General features: G+C 45.1%; 16 protein-coding genes and 1 pseudogene. 10 read left to right on the plus strand and 7 right to left on the minus strand.

Going from position 1 to position 17,569, the window contains the following annotated elements:
• Window positions 1-11: 11 nt before the first annotated feature.
• Window positions 12-896 (minus strand): LysR family transcriptional regulator, encoded by an 885-nt coding sequence (locus tag ACUUHJ_RS08650; RefSeq protein ID WP_472298689.1) that lies wholly within the window; start codon window positions 894-896, stop codon window positions 12-14.
• Between the two features lie 133 nt (window positions 897-1,029).
• Here ACUUHJ_RS08650 and ACUUHJ_RS08655 point away from each other — a divergent pair, with 133 nt between their 5' ends.
• Window positions 1,030-2,232 (plus strand): MFS transporter, encoded by a 1,203-nt coding sequence (locus tag ACUUHJ_RS08655; RefSeq protein WP_472298690.1) that lies wholly within the window; start codon window positions 1,030-1,032, stop codon window positions 2,230-2,232.
• Between the two features lie 69 nt (window positions 2,233-2,301).
• Here ACUUHJ_RS08655 and ACUUHJ_RS08660 read toward each other — a convergent pair whose 3' ends face one another.
• Window positions 2,302-3,144, minus strand: coding sequence for a DUF92 domain-containing protein (locus tag ACUUHJ_RS08660; protein WP_472298691.1), 843 nt, complete (start codon window positions 3,142-3,144; stop codon window positions 2,302-2,304).
• Between the two features lie 264 nt (window positions 3,145-3,408).
• Between ACUUHJ_RS08660 and ACUUHJ_RS08665 the strand changes: the two genes are divergently transcribed.
• The 4 genes from ACUUHJ_RS08665 (at window position 3,409) to ACUUHJ_RS08680 (ending at window position 6,786) form a co-directional block, all read left to right on the plus strand.
• Complete coding sequence (locus ACUUHJ_RS08665) at window positions 3,409-3,783, plus strand: nuclear transport factor 2 family protein (protein ID WP_472298692.1); 375 nt, start codon at window positions 3,409-3,411, stop codon at window positions 3,781-3,783.
• 542 nt (window positions 3,784-4,325) lie between these two features.
• Window positions 4,326-4,559 carry a hypothetical protein gene (locus ACUUHJ_RS08670; protein ID WP_472298693.1) on the plus strand — a complete coding sequence of 78 codons (234 nt, stop codon included), beginning with the start codon at window positions 4,326-4,328 and terminating at the stop codon, window positions 4,557-4,559.
• A 213-nt stretch (window positions 4,560-4,772) separates the two neighbouring features.
• The gene (locus tag ACUUHJ_RS08675) at window positions 4,773-6,233 is read left to right on the plus strand and encodes a S8 family peptidase (RefSeq protein WP_472298694.1); all 1,461 of its coding nucleotides are present in this window, start codon (window positions 4,773-4,775) and stop codon (window positions 6,231-6,233) included.
• Window positions 6,234-6,738: 505 nt separating this feature from the next.
• Window positions 6,739-6,786 carry a hypothetical protein gene (locus ACUUHJ_RS08680; RefSeq protein WP_472301160.1) on the plus strand — a complete coding sequence of 16 codons (48 nt, stop codon included), beginning with the start codon at window positions 6,739-6,741 and terminating at the stop codon, window positions 6,784-6,786.
• A 12-nt stretch (window positions 6,787-6,798) separates the two neighbouring features.
• On the opposite strand, the gene ACUUHJ_RS08685 is transcribed toward ACUUHJ_RS08680, so the two are convergent.
• The 3 genes from ACUUHJ_RS08685 to ACUUHJ_RS08695 are packed head-to-tail and all read right to left on the minus strand — an operon-like array spanning window position 6,799 to window position 8,833.
• The gene (locus ACUUHJ_RS08685) at window positions 6,799-7,509 is read right to left on the minus strand and encodes a B3/B4 domain-containing protein (protein ID WP_472298695.1); all 711 of its coding nucleotides are present in this window, start codon (window positions 7,507-7,509) and stop codon (window positions 6,799-6,801) included.
• Window positions 7,510-7,537: 28 nt separating this feature from the next.
• Window positions 7,538-8,176 (minus strand): LysE family translocator, encoded by a 639-nt coding sequence (locus ACUUHJ_RS08690; RefSeq protein WP_472298696.1) that lies wholly within the window; start codon window positions 8,174-8,176, stop codon window positions 7,538-7,540.
• A gap of 33 nt (window positions 8,177-8,209) precedes the next feature.
• Window positions 8,210-8,833 (minus strand): FMN-binding negative transcriptional regulator, encoded by a 624-nt coding sequence (locus ACUUHJ_RS08695; RefSeq protein ID WP_472298697.1) that lies wholly within the window; start codon window positions 8,831-8,833, stop codon window positions 8,210-8,212.
• Between the two features lie 101 nt (window positions 8,834-8,934).
• Between ACUUHJ_RS08695 and pdxR the strand changes: the two genes are divergently transcribed.
• Window positions 8,935-10,344, plus strand: a complete 1,410-nt coding sequence (gene pdxR, locus ACUUHJ_RS08700; RefSeq protein WP_472298698.1) for a MocR-like pyridoxine biosynthesis transcription factor PdxR — start codon at window positions 8,935-8,937, stop codon at window positions 10,342-10,344.
• 309 nt (window positions 10,345-10,653) lie between these two features.
• Here pdxR and ACUUHJ_RS08705 read toward each other — a convergent pair whose 3' ends face one another.
• Window positions 10,654-11,895 carry an amidohydrolase family protein gene (locus ACUUHJ_RS08705; RefSeq protein WP_472298699.1) on the minus strand — a complete coding sequence of 414 codons (1,242 nt, stop codon included), beginning with the start codon at window positions 11,893-11,895 and terminating at the stop codon, window positions 10,654-10,656.
• A 283-nt stretch (window positions 11,896-12,178) separates the two neighbouring features.
• Here ACUUHJ_RS08705 and ACUUHJ_RS08710 point away from each other — a divergent pair, with 283 nt between their 5' ends.
• Complete coding sequence (locus ACUUHJ_RS08710) at window positions 12,179-13,648, plus strand: amidohydrolase family protein (RefSeq protein WP_289676915.1); 1,470 nt, start codon at window positions 12,179-12,181, stop codon at window positions 13,646-13,648.
• A 56-nt stretch (window positions 13,649-13,704) separates the two neighbouring features.
• Here ACUUHJ_RS08710 and ACUUHJ_RS08715 read toward each other — a convergent pair.
• Window positions 13,705-14,488: pseudogene (locus ACUUHJ_RS08715) on the minus strand (SDR family oxidoreductase).
• A gap of 227 nt (window positions 14,489-14,715) precedes the next feature.
• On the opposite strand from ACUUHJ_RS08715, the gene ACUUHJ_RS08720 reads away from it, so the two are divergent.
• From ACUUHJ_RS08720 to ACUUHJ_RS08730, 3 genes are all read left to right on the plus strand, one after another.
• On the plus strand, window positions 14,716-15,789 hold the full coding sequence (locus tag ACUUHJ_RS08720; protein WP_289676917.1) for a branched-chain amino acid aminotransferase: 1,074 nt from the start codon (window positions 14,716-14,718) through the stop codon (window positions 15,787-15,789).
• Window positions 15,790-15,994: 205 nt separating this feature from the next.
• Window positions 15,995-16,711, plus strand: coding sequence for a GntR family transcriptional regulator (locus ACUUHJ_RS08725; RefSeq protein WP_289676918.1), 717 nt, complete (start codon window positions 15,995-15,997; stop codon window positions 16,709-16,711).
• Window positions 16,712-16,736: 25 nt separating this feature from the next.
• On the plus strand, window positions 16,737-17,369 hold the full coding sequence (locus tag ACUUHJ_RS08730; protein WP_472298700.1) for a sterol desaturase family protein: 633 nt from the start codon (window positions 16,737-16,739) through the stop codon (window positions 17,367-17,369).
• Window positions 17,370-17,569 lie beyond the last annotated feature (200 nt).

The raw sequence follows: 17,569 nt of genomic DNA on the forward strand, positions 1-17,569 counted from the left end.
CCACCCATCCCTTATTCAAAATCGCAGGCATGATCCATAACAAATTGTTGAAATTTTTCAGTGGCAGGTGATAAATATCTCCCTTCTACCCAAGCAATTCCAATTGTTCGTTGGCACTTCGGGCTTTTGACAGGGATTTGTGTGATCTTACTCTGGTCCGTTCCCTTTAAATTGGGCAAAAGGGAGATTCCCAGTCCAGCAGCGACCAGCCCTGCAACGGTATCTGCTTCCTCTCCTTCAAATGTAATGGGAGGTGTAATTCCCGCTTCTTGAAACAGTTGCTCGACAGTGATACGAAGGGAGTATCCTTCTTTTAAATGGATAAAGGATTCATCTGCAATCTCTTCTAAAGTAATGGAGGTACGATTTGCATATTTATGGTCTTTGGGGACAATCACAAAAAGCTCTTCATTCCAAAGCGGGTTCCATACAAAGGGAGATTTCATATCCATAGGAGCAAGTAGACAAAGATCAAATTCTCCTCCTTGCAACTGATTCATAAGCGTATGAGAGGGACCTTGTCCGAGTCGAAAATGAATATTTGGGTAGTGGGAGCGAAAAGAAGCCAGTAAATCAGGGATACGACTCGTACTTAACGTGTGCAGAAATCCAAGAGACACCTCTCCCTTATCTGGATCAAGTAAATCCATGATTTCTTGTTTTCCTTCATGAAATTCCTTCATCATATTTTCGACTCGCTTTAAAAAGAGCTGACCATATTTATTGAGCCGAATCGAACGTCCCTGACGGTCAAACAGAGGCACCCCTATTTCATCCTCAAATCGGGCAATCGAACGACTGAGGGCAGGTTGGGAAATCGAAAGAGCTTCGGCAGCATGTGTCACATGTTGAATTCTTGCCAGGGTTTGAAAATATTCGAACTGTTGCCATTCCATTCGAAAGCACCACTTTCCGTTCGGATTTCCTATTACATAAACGCATGAAAAATATGATTATAATGAATTATACATCATAAATAAATGGTGGTACCATGAAACCATAATCATCCTGAAATGATATGGTGATCATATGATACAACAAGGCACATCACTCTTCCGCAAGACAAGCTTTGCTTTTTTTGCCGCTGGTTTCAATACGTTTGCGATTCTTTACTGCGTACAACCTTTGATGCCAGAATTTTCAAAGGAATTTGCGGTTAGTCCAACGACTGCAAGCCTTTCCCTCTCTATTACGACAATGGTTCTTGCCGTCAGTATGCTCATTTTTGGTTCGTTGTCTGAAGTATGGGGACGCAAGCCAATCATGATCGTTTCTATGCTCGCTTCGTCTGTGTTTTGTATTCTTACAGCATTCAGTTCGAATTTTCATGTTCTCCTGGTATTGCGAACGATTGAAGGTATTTCATTGGCGGGTTTACCCTCTATAGCAATGGCCTATCTTGGAGAAGAAATCGAATCCAAAAGTTTGGGAGCGGCTATGGGTCTCTATATATGCGGCAATTCAATTGGTGCTGTGTTTGGCAGGGTTTTCTCAGGCATGATGAGTGACTACTTCGGCTGGCAGATCGCGATAGGGGGGATTGGCCTCATCAGTTTGGCTGCCACACTGGTTTTTTGGAACACCTTACCACCTTCACAAAATTTCAAGGCACGCCCATTCGTAATGAGAAAGTTAGGTCTGTCTTTAATGGACCACCTAAAGGCTCCAAGTCTCATTTGTCTATTTGTCATCGGCTTTATCCTTTTAGGGAGTAATGTAGCGTTGTTCAATTACATTGCTTATGTATTGCTCGAGAAGCCCTATTCACTCAGCCAATCACATATAAGCTGGACATTTTTAATTATGATCATCGGGATGTTCAGCTCCGTCTGGACAGGAAAATTAATAGATCGTCACGGTAAGCAGAGGCTGTTATTCACGAGCTTATTCCTTGCATTGATCGGTGTCTGTTTCACGTGGGAAGCGAATCTCCTGATGAAGATCGTAGGACTTGGATTTTTTACTTTTGGATTTTTCGGAGCGCATGCCGTTGCAAGCAGCTGGGTAGGACAGCTTGCTTTACAGAACAAAGCACAGGCCTCTTCTTTGTATTTATTTTTCTACTACACGGGTTCAAGTGTAGGAGGAACAATCGGAGGAATGTTTTGGTCCGCATACGGATGGGGAGGCGTCATCAGCATGAATGTCGGCTTTCTCCTGATTGGCTTTATACTTTGGGCGTGCGTTTCAAAAATGGTACAGAACGCGAAGAAAGTGGCGAAAATCGCCTAGACTTGTGCCTCAACATAAAGAAACGGAAAAACTCAGTATCGTTTCGTGATACGAAGTCTTTCCGTTTTTTTATAGGTCAAACAGTAAGCCGATTGCCAGCGCCAGTAAGACGGCGAAAGCACCACCTGCAAGTGAGCCAGCGACATTGACGGCATCGTTGTTCCAACCAGCGCGACCGAGGATTCGCATGGCTGGCTTGCCGCAGTGACGGGCCTGTTCGATTTCACGACCGCAAACGCTGCAACGGTACATTTGCTGCCAAGTTGCACCGATCCATGAATCGACCAGTGACCCTACCAAGCCAGCCAGTCCTGCTATACCAATCCAAGCTGCCAGTCTAAGGGCAGGTGTGATCACATCCGGCGCGGGTTGACCGGCTGCCGCAAGCAGCAACCACGCTACGCCGCCGATATATAATCCACCGGCAAGCGAAGCACCCATGCCCAAACTAGAAACACCGCCAGAAGTACCAGGCGGAACACGCTGCCCCGTCTTGATCGATCGCGGAGGCTTCCGGCTTAAGCCGCCGATCTCTGTCGCCCATGTATCGGCTGTGACCGCTGCCATCACGCCGAGGAACGCGTACCACCAAAGCGGATGTGGCCACGCCCAATTAACTATGCATAACAGCAACCCGAGCCCGCCGTTTGCGAGCACCTGGCCAGCATCGCGTCTCCCTGTTTTCTCATAACCACTCTCTGCCTCTTCTTTTTTATGCTTTTTCCACTTGGATAATAAGGTGGACGAGACAAAAAAAGCGATGAGGGAACCGAACCAGATAGAGCTTCCGAGTGCGTACATCACGGTGCCCAATATCACCGCCGCCAAAAAGCCGGAACCAGACAGCGACCGTTTTACATAAGCCGCCCCCGCAATCCCAGCGCTACAGGCCAGACCGATTAACCATGCCACAGCTTCCCGCCCCCTTTGCTTTGACTATTATACCTCACCATAGCAGGCAAGATGAGCGGTTTCCTCTAGAAAATGGTAATGACAGAATAGAGGAGTAACGGATGTGGGGAAAAAGGTTAATTAGGTATACAGAAGAAATAGTAAATACGTATGGCAAGATTGAAAGCATAGCAAGTGACGAGGAGTGTTAAAAAGTGCAAAAAGTTGGGCATAGATAGACGTGTTGTACGAACGGGTATCTTTATCAAGAAAGGATGATTGGTTATGAAGACTTCTTCCAAAGAGAATGCGGTGTCGTTTTTGCAACTGGTAGCGTCGGGGAATGTGCGAGAAGCATACCAAAGATACGCTAGTCCGAATTTCCGTCACCATAATCCCTTTTTCCGTGGCGATGCTCATTCTCTCATGCTCGCAATGGAAGAGAACGCCGCAAAGAATCCGCATAAGGTTCTCGAAGTGAAACGTGCCATCGAAGAGGGGGATATCGTTGCCGTTCATTCTCATGTGAAGCAAAACCAAGAAGATCTTGGGGGAGCTGTGGTTCATATCTTCCGTTTCCATAACGACCAAATCGTTGAATTGTGGGATGTAGGCCAACCTATACCGGCTGATTCCCCCAATGAGAATGGAATGTTCTAAAGTCAGGATATGATTGTTGAGCAAATGGGCATGGTTCATTTCATAAACACAAAGATCGGCAGCCAGTGCATTTGGCTGCCGTTTGTTTAACTGTAGATTGTCATTTCTTTATAGAATAGATTGCTGAGGTAATTGAATCGGTACACGAAAGGTTGCCTGAGGATAAAAAGAGATTTATTTATCTTCGCTAATGGAAGAAACCTCAGCTACTTACATGGGATGGAATCGCTGTTGAGTTGAAAGTAAGTCGAAGACAAGCTTTTAGGTGGAGAGAAGAAATCATATGGGCGATACCAGAAAAGCTCGAATGGCGTTAAATTGGCACTAAGATGGCACTTTTGGGCCGAAAAAATCAAGTGTTATGTAATTATCAGGAAATGGATCATCTGGAAGTGGCCCAGTAAACAAGGGATCGGGGATATCCCGGTCGAGTGAAGCCGCTCAGAAATGGGCGATCACAGTAAATAACAAGGCTTTCCTTAAGGTTTCATGTGCAGGGAAAATTTTCCTTGTGTCGAAATTTGACTAGAGGAGGGATGGTAATGAGTAATGCAAGGTATAGGTTTCATTACGTAACTGGTGAGACTGAAGAAATCGATAGTGGTAGAGAGTACAATGTGGATGCTAGGCAAAAACTTATTATGGTGGTACAAGACAACAAGAAGTGGTTTATGGTTGATGGGAAAGCCATAAACATGGATAATGTTGTGACTGCGGAAGTGATAGGCGAGAAAGAAAAAATGGAATTAGATATAAAGTTAACCAAACCAGATTGAAGCACCTATAGAGGTGCTTTTTCTTTTGCAAAACAAACTCAATTGGATAAGTTTATTCACCTTACAGTTAATTACAGAAGTTTACACTCCAGGCGATTTCAGCGAGAGAACAGGACTCCCTGATAAAATGGAGACAAGCAAATAGGAACTGTGCCACTCGGGACGCCGGGTGGCTTTTCTGTTGCTTAGCACTTTTAAAAGGGGAGAATTATATTGAATAGTAAACATCTAATCACATTCAGAGAGCAGGATCATCAGAAAAACAAAGAGAAGCTTAATCGACATCTGATGAGGTATGCACAAAATTTTAAGTACAAAAAGTGCAAAATGAAAAATGAGTTAAGTCACCTGCCTAGGGTATTTATCATTGAGGATGCAGGGGAAGACTTACTTAATGACTTAAGAAAAGATCCAGATGTACTTGCTGTCGAAGAAAGTAGAGAAACGACTACGTTGGACATGGCTCAACAGCCACCAGAATGGTCACACCGCATGATTGGAGTTGAACAATTTCACTCTCGTGGTTATACAGGAAGAGGTATAAAAGTTGGGGTCATCGATACTGGATGTGCTAATCACGAGGACTTGGTGTGGGCGGGACGTTATAATTCTTACCCCAACAGCACCTTACCGCCAACGGCTGATAAACAAATGCATGGAACAAAAGCTGCAGGGATCATCGGAATGCGGAAAAACGACAAAGGGTATGTAGGAGTTGCACCAGATTGTCTACTGTACGGAGTAAAAGTAGATAATAATACAGGGCTATGGGGGGTAGAGGCGGAAATTGAAGCAATTCACTGGTTAGTCTCTCAAGGTGTGCAGATCATCAATTGTAGTTTTGGAGATTCAGAGGATTCAATTGCAAGATATAATGCTTATCTCGATGCGTATACTAAACATAACGTTTTGTTCATTGTTAGTGCCGGTAACTTGGGGAACGTTGAAGGAATTGATGTTAATAATTCAATTCTTAAATCTCCTGCTAAATATCCTTTTGTTTTAGCGGTAGGTGCTGTTACTCCGACAAAATATTTAAACAGAGAGTCTTCACGTGGAGGTAATTTGAGTGTAGTTGCTCCATCAAATGTTATGACAACACAACCACATGAAAATAATATTAATGGGGTTGACTATAATTCAATTGGGTCAGTTTACTCCACCTTCGGAGGAACATCGTGTGCAGCTCCACATGTAACAGGTTTAGCTGTATTGTATAAACAAATGTACCCTAACAAGACAGCATTTCAATTAAGAGAGATGATTGAAGGAAATACGGAGGACTTAGGCTTAGATGGGGTTGATAAACAACACGGTTATGGGTTGGTAGTAGCTCCCTGGGTAAATCCATTATCGTACAAAGGTAAGTTAACCTCAGACGCAATTATTGTTCCAAGTGACGCAATATCTGTCACAGGAGTTATTCCTTCTGGGGGCTACGGTATCCATTTTCGATTTCAGCCTACAGTAACCGGTATTTACACATTTGCACCGTTTAATTTCAATGGTGCTGTCCACGTTTATAATACAAATTATAGTCAACTAGGTTATAATGATGTAGATGGTGTCGTTGAAATGGAGATGTTTGCAGGTCAACCTTATTATATCAAAGTATCCGGAAAAACGACTAACGATTCAGGCAGTATGAGATTGAGAATTTTCCATCCACAATAAAATTATAACCACAATTGAGAATAGAAAAATAAGACCCTCTACGGAGGGTCAATTTTTTTAGAGACACATTGAGCCATTATTACCTGAGGAAAGACTCTCAGAAATGTAGCGCAATGTAGACATTAATTTCTTGCACTCCGTTCAGTGAGCTTCTGTTTTGGTAAGACTAAGATACTTTTTCTTTGGCTAAAGAACTCAAACAATGGTGGTGGTGATCATGTAGTGGCGAGAGCGAAAGACCCGAATCGTATTAAGGCTTTAGAGATGTAGAAGCAATCAAATAATGAAATGGAGCTAAAGGACATTGCTGAACAGCTCGGAAGGAACAGGAAGATCAGGACTAGTGGGATGAGCAAGCAAATGGAATGTTCTAATTAAAAGAACGGAACGGAGCGAAAAATACGGAATGCTCCAATAAAGGAACGAGTGATACAAGCCGCCAGCAGTTGTGGAAGTCGAAGCAGACGACCTGACTGATAAACAGCGGCTTTTTGTTTTTGAGTATATGAGGGACTTCAATGCAACACGCGCAGCTAAGGCAGCAGGACTATAGCCAGAGGTCAGCTCATGTTGTCGGGTGGGAAACCCTATGATAGATATCCAGCACTTCCATTTTCACCATACCACCTAGATGTTGTGGTACGAGATCAGACAATTCTTTTAGTGCCATATGGAATTCATCGATTCTTGTTTCATCTACTAATTCCATGCAGAGGAATGCATTTTTCGTGTTTTCTGTTAGCATCGTCCTTTGAGCTTCCCGCCAATTCCAGCATCTGCATATGGCACCTTCATCATCTTTATAAACAATTTCCCCTTCATAGGGCGAAGCATTTTCATCCTGTCCCAATGGGAGAAACGGTTCGTTGCCATTTGCTTGCGTTAGCCGAACATCGCCTACAAAAGTGTCGATATCTTCTCCACCACAGGGAAATCCATAACGCAAGGAAATGGAATTATAGATGTCAACAAGCGGGTTTATGGTTCCGATCGGATGGCCATTTTTCACTCTTTTTAATAAAGCTTCAATGGAACATCTTGCCCCTTTCTTGGTCTTGAATTTCTGAAAAGCTTCTCGCCAAACGGAAATGACAGGATTACTGCTGAATTCCTCCAGGTGTAAAAATTTGTGTGCTTCTTTTTCTGCCTCCCGCAGTAGCTTCTCGTATTTTTCAACGTCCCTATTTGAATTATCGATCCCCTGACATATCACGATGCCTATTTTTGCATGCGGAAATAACGACCAAAAATCATCTTCTATGATAAATCTGGACATAACCTATCTCTCCGTTTCATTTCGTTGATTATGTTTTGGAGGGGCTCGCAAAGGCGGAGAAAATCCCCAGAGCTATATAGAAATAACCAGTGATCCGATTCATTACCTTTGAACTCGCTGTACTACCCACAATCCGCTTTCTCATACTTGCTGCGAGAACGGCATACAGACCATCGCTAATAAAAGCGAGGATAATAAATATCGTTCCTAACAGCAAAAATTGAACGGTGACTGACCCGGCAGTAGGTGCGATAAATTGCGGAAAGAAGGCTAAAAAGAAGAGTGCTGTCTTGGGGTTCATTACCTCCACAAGCGCTGATTCTAAAAAAATCTTTCGTAATTTTTTGCGAGGGGCTTTTGGAATTTCGGAAGCTGTGCTATCAGATTTTGAAAATAATGTCTTGCACCCCAAATAGATAAGGTAAACAGCGCCCAAGTATTTCACGATATGGAAGGCTGTTGCTGATGTCATAAGGATCGCAGAAACTCCGATTGCTCCAGCTAAAACGTGAACAGAACCACCAAGAGACACTCCTAGAACTGATACTAGACCTGCTTTCTTTCCTTGATCAATACTTCTTGCCATAATATAGAGCACAGCTGGTCCAGGTATGATTAACAATGTAGAAGCGGCAACGACAAATAGCCAAATAGTTGAAAACTCCATAAGAAGCAACTCCTTGTTGTATCTATAGGCTGATCACTTAAATAACTCTTTTCGTTGCTCACGCATCCACTGAGCAACCTGAATTTCCTCTTGATCCTTTGATTTTTCAAGCTCTGTCACAATTGATTGATAATCGGTGTTGTTGCGATTTTGGCTCATTTTGGCTGCCCCTTGGATAGAGGTGATTTCAATTTCAAAACCAACGATTCCTTTCATTTCTCTCTCAAGCAATTCAGGATCAAATGTCTCCCAGAGCCGACCATTTTCTCGGTGAGATTCATAGTGTGTCAGCATCGTATCCAAAGCCGACTTGAGTTCCTCCTTCGTGAGGATACGCGCTGTCCCATACGCATGTACAGCGAGATAGTCCCATGTGGGAACCTGTTCACTCTCATACCAGCTTGACGAAATATAAGCGTGCGGTCCTTGAAAAATCAGCAAAACATCCTGATTGTTATCCAACGTTTTTTTCTGCATGTTTCCGTATGCGATGTGCCCAGTCGCATAGATTTTCCCTTCCTCTTCACGAATTTCCAACGGGATATGTGTAGCCAACGGGCGATGTTCATCAACCGTAATCAATAGGGCAAACGGGTTAGCCTTCATCATTTGAACGGCCTCACCATGTTCCATACGATATAGCTTAGGAATGTACATAGGAACCATCCTTTCAACTTGTATTTGAACCAAGCTTATGATACAAACTGACATAAAAAAAGATACAATAACAAACAAATATACATGTCAGGAGGGGGCAAATGAAAAATACCATTTTTACATTCAAGGATAGCTCTCCTAAATACAAACAAATCTATGAGAAATTTAAATCATTTATTGAACAAGGCGACATAAAGGCGGATGAGCCATTGCCCTCCATTCGTCAACTCGCAGATTCCTTACATGTAAGCCGTAATACAACATTAATGGCGTATGAGCAGCTTGTTGCGGAAGGGTATATTCGTGGAGAAGGCCGCAAAGGTTATATTGTCAATGAGTTAGAGCCCGTTTTATTTCATGAGGCTCGTCGCTTTTCTACTCACAAGCAAGCAGAGCCGGTACCCTCTGTTCGCATTGATTTTCGCGCAGACGTTGTCGATCAATCGCATTTCCCTTTAAAAACGTGGCGGAGGATTTCGAATCAGGTATTGATGGAAAAGGACAGCTTTCGGTACGGAGAACCTTTTGGTGAATGGGGCCTGCGTGAGCAGATTGCAGCCTATTTACTCCAGTCTCGTGGGGTGAGAACAGAACCAGATGCCATCATTATCGGCAGTAGTACCCAACAAATGCTGGTGTATCTCGGTCTTGTCCTGAAACATGATTTTTCTAGCGTGATTGTGGAGGACCCTGGTTATGATGGTGCTAGGAAAGCTTTTCAATTAAATCGTTTTACACTGGAAACGTTACCCGTTTATGAGACAGGTGCTGATTTTTCACATCTGGAACAAATGAAATCACGATTGATTTATGTAGCGCCGTCCCATCACAGTCCATATGGGGTAAGTATGCCCATTCAGCAAAGGCATGCGCTCATCCATTGGGCAAAAAATAGGCAAGGCTATATTATCGAAGACGATTATGATAGTGAATATCGCTATACCCAACAGCCATTTCCGGCTCTCGCTTCCATCGATTCAACGAGGGTTATTTATCTCGGAAACTTCTCGAAGTGCTTTCTGCCAGGAATTCGTTTAAGTTATATGGTATTGCCACAGCCACTGATCAACTGTTATAAAAATCAATTCGCACATTTCGAGAGCACCACTTCACTCCTTAGCCAATTCGCCATGGCGAAATTTATGGAAGAAGGGGAATGGAATCGCCATATTAAACGCATGCGTCTTGTTTATAAACGAAAAATGCAGCACTTCGTCTATGAATTAAGGAAGCATTTCAAACACCATATTTCAATCATCGGGGAGCAGTCTGGTCTGTACGTTTTAGTCAAAGTACACCTGGAGCGTTCAGAAGAATGGCTCATTCAACAGGCTTCCCTTCAGGGAGTTAAAGTCTATCCGACTTCACTCTTCTTCATTAAAAACAAAACGGATCACCCAATCGTCAGACTTGGGTTCAGTAATTTATCAACTGATGAAATCCAGCTTGGTGTGAAGCTTTTAAAAATGGCTTGGTTACAAAATGACGGGTTCAATAGCTCAAGCTTTTAGTCGCGAACAAACACCCAAGCTGGTAAGAGAAAAAAGAAGAAATAAGCGAAAGTCTTTGGGATACCAACCGAAGCGCAATGGAAAAAAAGAAACCTGCCTTTAGCGTCCACCTCTGAATTACTTCGCAGAGGCGCGACTTTGGACGCGGGTTTCTTTTTTTCCATGGAGCTGGGCAGGGATAACCCCTAGCAGGTAGCCCAAGAACTTGAGCGTTTTCTTCTTTTTTCTCCCCACCACCAAAGGCTGGATTTAAACCCAAAGAAAAAAGGCTTCCCTGAAAAATCAGCGATGCCTCCGTGGTCTATCTGGCTACTTTGTTTCTTCCGTTCTCTCCAAAGCACCATGCACAATTTTCCCTTTAAACATAACAGCAGCCCGACGAGATTTTCTCGCAATCGCTTCCGCAGAGCAGGAGCTTTCTGCAAACACGATGCTCGCCTCGTCACCAACCTTTGGCCATGCACGGTTGCCATCTTTATCGAGCGTTGTTTTTCCTCCGGTGATGAAGTACAACGATTGCACCAATGATTTCTCATCGACCCAACGGTAACGTTCAACCAGACGGTTTAGCTTATCCAGCATATCGCCTGTACCATATGGCGACCACGAATCGTAGAACCCATCATAACCAAGTGCGACTTGTACGCCTTTGGCATGAAGCATCGGGACAGGTGGCATTGCCCGATTAATCGGAACGGTTGTCATGATCATCGTTCCTAGCTGGAACAATCGATCTGCCATGTCGGAGCACTCCTCCATCGACACATCTCCGAGGGCAAAGGCATGACTGATTGCCATCCGGTTCTGCCAGCCAGCTTCCTCGGTTAGATCAAGCAGTCTTTTGATCGTATAAAAGCCGAGTGTCCCCGGATCATGCAGGTGAATATCGACATCCGCATCTGCTTCCACCGCAATGTCCATCATCTCACGCAAGGAGCCTTCCAATTCATTATCAATCCCAGCCGGGTCCAAACCTCCAACCAGTGTAGCGCCTTCCTTCATCGCTTGTCTCATCAAGGAGCTTGCTTGTGTGCGCAGGAGCCCCTGCTGCGGGAAAGCAACGATTTCATACGTCAGACGATCGCTGTACTCTTCCAGTGCTGCACGCACACCCTCCAGGTTTTTCAGCCCGATGTATGGATCGATGTTCACGTGTGTGCGGACATGTGTGGCACCGCCTTTGATATGGAGCTGGAGCATCGCTTGTGCGCGTTCTTTGGTCGTCCCCGTTATCAGCGGCATTTCTTTTGCTTCGAACTCCAAGCGATCGATCAGTTTTTTCGGAGGGAGGCAGGATTTCCAGGTTGCGCCTGCATACGTTTTATCCAGATGATTATGCTTTTCAACAAAAGAGGGGAGGGCCAATAAACCTTTTGCATCTTCTTGCGGTAAAGGGGTGTCGAGTGGTTCGTTCGCGGTTACGATCTCTGCGATTTTGCCGTCTTCGATCTTCAAATGACAGATCTCCGAGATTGTGTGAAAGACGCCGTCGTCTCCTGTTTCAAATCCTTTATCGAGACGGACGTTGGTTAACCAAAAAGCTTGTATCACTAGAAATCAGCCCTTTCTCTATCTTGCAAGTAGTGGATGAGAGTCCAGTCTAGCTGTCTTTATTAATTGTAGTGAATATTTCGAACAAGGTTGTTCATCTTTTTTACTAGTTTTTGCATGATCTTTACGTATTGTATGGAATCTTGCCTGTTTTCGAAAAGGAGTAAAGATTGTGCAAATACACGTAAAGGTTTTGAAACAAATTTTACAGAATATTTCCTATAATAACGAAAGATACAACGGAGTGGAAAGGCCGGAACGAGAAAGAGTAGGGAGGATCATCATGAAAAAGAAAATAACCGCAAAATATGTCATCGGTTTTGACGGCGAAGATCATGTGATTATCAAAGATGGGGAAGTCGTTTACGAGAATGACACCATTTTGTATGTGGGGCATCATTTTGATGGCGAGGTAGATGAAGTGATCGATGCGGGCAATGCAGTAGTCAGTCCAGGCTTCATTGACCTGAATGCGTTGGGTGATATTGATCACGACATCGTACATTTGGAGCAAGCCTCTGCTCGAAACAAAAACATGCTCTGGTCGGAAGACTACTACCGTAAAGGCTACCATGAGGTAATGACGCCTGAGGAAGAGGCATTCAAATCCCTTTACGCCTATAGTCAATTGATTCTAAATGGAGTAACGACAGCGATGCCGATTACATCCGTATTCTATAAGCGCTGGGCGGAAACGTATGAGGAGCTGGCAGCCGCAGCCGATCATGCAGGACGCTTGGGATTGCGTATGTACATGGGGCCAAGCTATCAGTCCGGCATGCGTGTCGTGAAGGCAAACGGAGAGATCGAAGTACTGTGGAACGAAGCGGAGGGACAAGCAGGGCTGGAGCGGGCTGTCCAATTTGTCAAAGATTTCGATGGGGCTCACGACGGACTCATCCGAGGAATGCTGGCACCAGAGCGAATCGAGTCACAGTCTGTAGAGAACCTGATCAACACAAAGCGCTACAGCGATGAGCTCGGATGTCCGATCCGTCTGCACGCTGCACAAAGTCTCTATGAATACACGGAAATCCATCGTCGTCACAACAAATCACCGATTCAGTTCCTGAATGAGATCGGCTTCCTCGGAAAGAAAACAGCAATTCCCCACGCACATTTCATTCCAGGCTTTAGTAAAGCGAAATTCGGTGAGGGAGACGATTTGGCGATCCTGCAAGAGACAGGTACGACTGTGATTCACTGCCCGCTCGTAGTAGGCCGCCACGGTGAGGCACTCGAATCATTTGCTCGTTACAAGCGTCGCGGCGTCAACATCGCGATTGGAACCGATACGTTCCCGCCTGACTTCATCCAAAACATTCGCACAGCCAGCATGCTGTCCCGTTTAGTGGAAGGCGATGTCGCGGATTCCAGCTACGCAGACATTTACCGCGCAGCGACATTGGGCGGTGCACGTTTCCTTGGCAGAGATGATTTGGGACGATTGGCACCGGGGGCAAAAGCAGATATCATTGCCATCGATCTGGACGGTTTCCACATGGGTGCGGTTGATGATCCAATCCGTACGATCATCACGTGTGGCTCAGGCCGTGATGTGAAGCTCTCCATCATCGCTGGGCGCACCGTGATGAAAGACCGCCTCCTGCCAGGAGTTGATCTGGAAGAGATCAGAGCGAAAGGACAGCGTTACTTTGACAAAATGCGTCTAGGCTACGTCGAGCGCGACTATCAACAGCTAGGCGAAAAAGAGTTGTTCAAGCCATCTTTTCCAATCGTGAGCAAACCATAGCTTGAATAATTAGAAGAAGCACAATCTGCTAGAAACGGCGGATTGTGCTTTTTCACTTACCGGATGAACCCGCCTTCGGAATGCATGATTTGTCCCGTAATCCACTCCGCTTCGTCACTTGCCAGTAAAAGCGACAAGACGCGCTGCATCCTCGGGCTGTCCGATCCGTCCGGATGGAGATTGCTGCAAAAGGTAATGCTTGATTTCGTCGTTCATCCAGCCTGTATCGGTGGGGCCTGGATTTACAGCGTTGACCGTAATCCCTCTCGTGGCTACTTCGGCAGCCAGTGTCGTCGTCAGGGCATCCACGGCTCCTTTTGTTGCCGCATACGCGATCTCGCCGACCATCGGGCCTTTGGACTGACCAGATGTCATGTTGATGATTCGGCCTCCGCGTTGTTGGGAGAAGCGACGTGCAAATTCCACACTGAGCATTGTGGTTGCCCGCACATTGATGGCATAATGTGCATCCAAACTGGCGATATCCAGCGCTTCGAAGCCGTCATTTGTTGAATGGCAAGCGTTGTTGACGAGAATGCTTGGAGCGCCCAATTGTGCTGTAGCTGCGTCGAGCACCTCCTTGTAGGCATCAGGCTGTGACAGGTCAATCTCGATCCCGGCGCATCTGACTCCGTAGCGTCTGATCTCTTCCTGCAAGATGGCGGGTTCATCCTTTTGCATCCTATAGGCCATGGATTGGTCGTAGGCAGTCCAATATGTATGGAAAATATCGACACCGTGGGAGGCAAGCATTTTACAAATAGCAGCCCCAATCCCTTGAAGGCGGCTGGCTCCTGTTACTATGGCAATTTTTCCGTGCAAGCGAAGGTGCGTGGTCATACATATCCCTCCTCATTCTGTCACTATCCATTCTTTTCGGGATACCTATTCCTTTCATCCTGCCTGCGAAGAAAAAAATATCACGAAATTTTTGCGAAGTTTTCGCTAAATAACCAGAAATTGTAGGGGTAGGACAAACTTACGCTGGAAATCATGCAAAATTGTTGCTATTTTGTATATATAGCAAGTTTCAAATCGTGGTTTTCATACTAAGGGAGATGTAGAAGATGGAGTGTCAGTTAACAATTACCCGGACAGAACAGAAAAAGGAGAAACCAGCTTCTGACAAGCTGGGATTCGGTGTGCATTTTACCGATCATATGTTCACCATGGATTATACTGAAGGTAAAGGATGGCATGATCCACAAATTGTCCCTTACTCTCCGCTGACATTGGACCCGGCAGCAATGGTGTTCCATTACGGACAAGCTGTCTTTGAGGGCTTGAAAGCTTATCGCAATCAAGAGGGCAAGGTTCGCTTGTTCCGTCCTGATCAAAACTTCAAGCGTATGAACCGTTCATTGGAGCGTATGAGCATGCCGCTGATCGACGAGGAATTCATGGTCGAGGCATTAAAACAGCTGGTGGCAGTAGATAAAGAATGGATTCCAACAGAAAGCGGACAGTCTCTCTACATTCGTCCCTTCGTAATCGCGACAGAGCCATGCTTTGGTGTGCGCGCTTCGCATACGTACAAATTGGTGATCGTTCTTTCTCCAGTTGGAGCGTACTATGCGGGTGGCATGAAGCCCGTGAAAATTTACGTAGAAAACAACTACGTTCGTGCGGTAAGAGGCGGAACAGGAAACGCAAAAGTGGCAGGTAACTACGCAGGCGGTCTGAAAGCACAAGTGGAAGCAAAAGAAAAAGGCTATGAGCAAGTGCTATGGCTTGATGGTGTAGAGAACAAATATATTGAAGAAGTAGGCAGCATGAACGTGTTCTTCAAGGTAAAAGGGGAAGTGTGGACCCCAGCATTAAACGGTAGCATCCTGGAGGGGATCACGAGAGATTCGACCATCCAATTGCTCAAGGACTGGGGAATTCCAGTCGTAGAGAAGCGGATTTCCATGGAAGACCTGCATACCGCTTACGTCAATGGTGAGCTGGAAGAAGCATTCGGCACCGGAACAGCTGCTGTTATTTCCCCGGTCGGTGATCTGAACTGGAACGGACATCAGATGATCATTAACGGTGAAAAAACAGGGGAATTGACGATGAAACTGTACGACGAGATGACAGGAATCCAGTACGGTGAGCGTGAAGACAAGTTTGGCTGGTCGGTAAAAGTGACAGAATAGTCACGCCAGCAGCATAAGAGGCATAGCCTTCTCTTTTTCGGGAGAGGGCTATGCCTTTTTTATGCTGGAGAAGGGACACTAAATTTCGCGTGGGTACTGGTAAGTCCAAGTATTTCACCTCTTGACAGGGGGTTGTGTAAAATATTACCTTTTGTGGTAATACCACAAATATTTGTTATAGGACCAGCAACGCAGGGAGGCGATCATGACAATGGAGAAAAAAGGGGGAAAGAAAGAACGGTCGTCGGATCAAATTGAGAAAAAATTAATCAAAGCAATTTTGACCCGAGAGTATCCTGCAGGAAGTACGCTGCGGCCGGAACGGGAGTTGGCAGCGTACTACGGGGTAGGCAGGCCAACCGTTAGAGAAGCACTGCAACGCTTGGAAAGAGATGGCTGGATCACTGTGCGGAAAGGACATCCGGCAATTGTTAATGATTATTGGCATCAAGGCAATATAATGACCCTTGTCCATATCATTCAAAACCACGAAGATGTTACGGATGAGTTTATTTCGTACTTGCTGGAACTGCGGATATCGTTGGCGCCTGTTTACATTCGTAACGCGGTTGCTGCTCATCAGCCGAAGGTGGTCGCATTGCTTGCCAATCTCGATCAACTGAAACCTGATGCTGATTCTTATGCAGCCTTTGACTGGGAGCTGCAGAAAAATCTGACGAGGCTTTCCCCAAATCCTGTCTATTTACTGATTGTAAACAGTTTTGATTCCTTTTATCTAAAAATGGCGCGAAAGTATTTTTCCATCCCGGAACACCGCGAGGCATCTTGGCACTACTACCATGAACTTTTGAACGTCGCTTTACAAGGAGATTACATCGAAGCAGAGCGTGTAGCCAGAAAGGCAATGGAAAAAAGTTTGGAGCTGTGGAGAACCCGAACCGTGTTGGAACTAGACAAGTGAAGGAATACAAGAGGAGGGCGTTCTGATGAAGGCAAAGTTTCTGAAGGAATTCTTTACGTTTCCGGATATCCTCATCATGAGCATTCTATTCCTAATTAGTTTGTCTTTCACTCTTTCTGAATGGTACATGTGGAAAACATGGGTGGCACTCGTGGCGGGGATGATTGGATATGCGGCAAGCGAATACTTGATTCACCGATTTCTCTTTCATCTCAAACCGCCTCGAAATCCATTTTTGCTCCATTTGTTAAAGCGCCTCCATTATGATCATCACGCCGATCCCAACAACTTGCACCTGTTGTTCTTGCCCGTGTGGTACAGCTTGCCGCTCATTGCAGGAACCGGAGCCATTTGTTATCTGCTCACTTCTGACGTAATTGTGACCAATGCCTTTGTTACAGGCGTGATCGGTTTTCTGCTATTTTATGAATGGACGCATTATATCGCCCACCGCCCGGTTCAACCCATGTCTCCATGGGGGCGCTGGATGAAAAAGCTCCATCTATGGCATCACTTCAAAAATGAACATTATTGGTACGGTGTTACCAGCCCTGTTTTTGACGTCATGCTGGGAACTTACAAGAATGAACAGGATGTCGAGAAAAGTTCGACCGTGAGGGATCTGGAAAGACGGTGGGATAAAGATGTTGAACTGTAAATGGCATATTTTGAAATCTTTTGCATGGCCATCCCTTTTTTGAGGGATGTTTTTTTTTCTAAGATTTAGTAGCTATCGATAAACGCTAAAGCTAGTGAGAAGAAAAAGCACAGGGCTCGCAGACCTGAACTACTACCCGTTAGATGGACACTTTGAAAAAAGTGACCGTCTAACGGTTTTTTGTGTTTTAATCATCATTA

Source organism: Brevibacillus schisleri, assembly GCF_055685845.1.

Bases quoted from the DNA above. Each gene is read 5' to 3' on its own strand.
- pdxR (WP_472298698.1), top strand. From the start codon at position 8,935: ATGAAAAATACCATTTTTACATTCAAGGATAGCTCTCCTAAATACAAA.
- ACUUHJ_RS08685 (WP_472298695.1), bottom strand. From the start codon at position 7,509: ATGTCCAGATTTATCATAGAAGATGATTTTTGGTCGTTATTTCCGCAT.
- ACUUHJ_RS08665 (WP_472298692.1), top strand. From the start codon at position 3,409: ATGAAGACTTCTTCCAAAGAGAATGCGGTGTCGTTTTTGCAACTGGTA.
- ACUUHJ_RS08670 (WP_472298693.1), top strand. From the start codon at position 4,326: ATGAGTAATGCAAGGTATAGGTTTCATTACGTAACTGGTGAGACTGAA.
- ACUUHJ_RS08650 (WP_472298689.1), bottom strand. From the start codon at position 896: ATGGAATGGCAACAGTTCGAATATTTTCAAACCCTGGCAAGAATTCAA.
- ACUUHJ_RS08695 (WP_472298697.1), bottom strand. From the start codon at position 8,833: ATGTACATTCCTAAGCTATATCGTATGGAACATGGTGAGGCCGTTCAA.
- ACUUHJ_RS08655 (WP_472298690.1), top strand. From the start codon at position 1,030: ATGATACAACAAGGCACATCACTCTTCCGCAAGACAAGCTTTGCTTTT.
- ACUUHJ_RS08725 (WP_289676918.1), top strand. From the start codon at position 15,995: ATGACAATGGAGAAAAAAGGGGGAAAGAAAGAACGGTCGTCGGATCAA.
- ACUUHJ_RS08720 (WP_289676917.1), top strand. From the start codon at position 14,716: ATGGAGTGTCAGTTAACAATTACCCGGACAGAACAGAAAAAGGAGAAA.
- ACUUHJ_RS08730 (WP_472298700.1), top strand. From the start codon at position 16,737: ATGAAGGCAAAGTTTCTGAAGGAATTCTTTACGTTTCCGGATATCCTC.
- ACUUHJ_RS08690 (WP_472298696.1), bottom strand. From the start codon at position 8,176: ATGGAGTTTTCAACTATTTGGCTATTTGTCGTTGCCGCTTCTACATTG.
- ACUUHJ_RS08710 (WP_289676915.1), top strand. From the start codon at position 12,179: ATGAAAAAGAAAATAACCGCAAAATATGTCATCGGTTTTGACGGCGAA.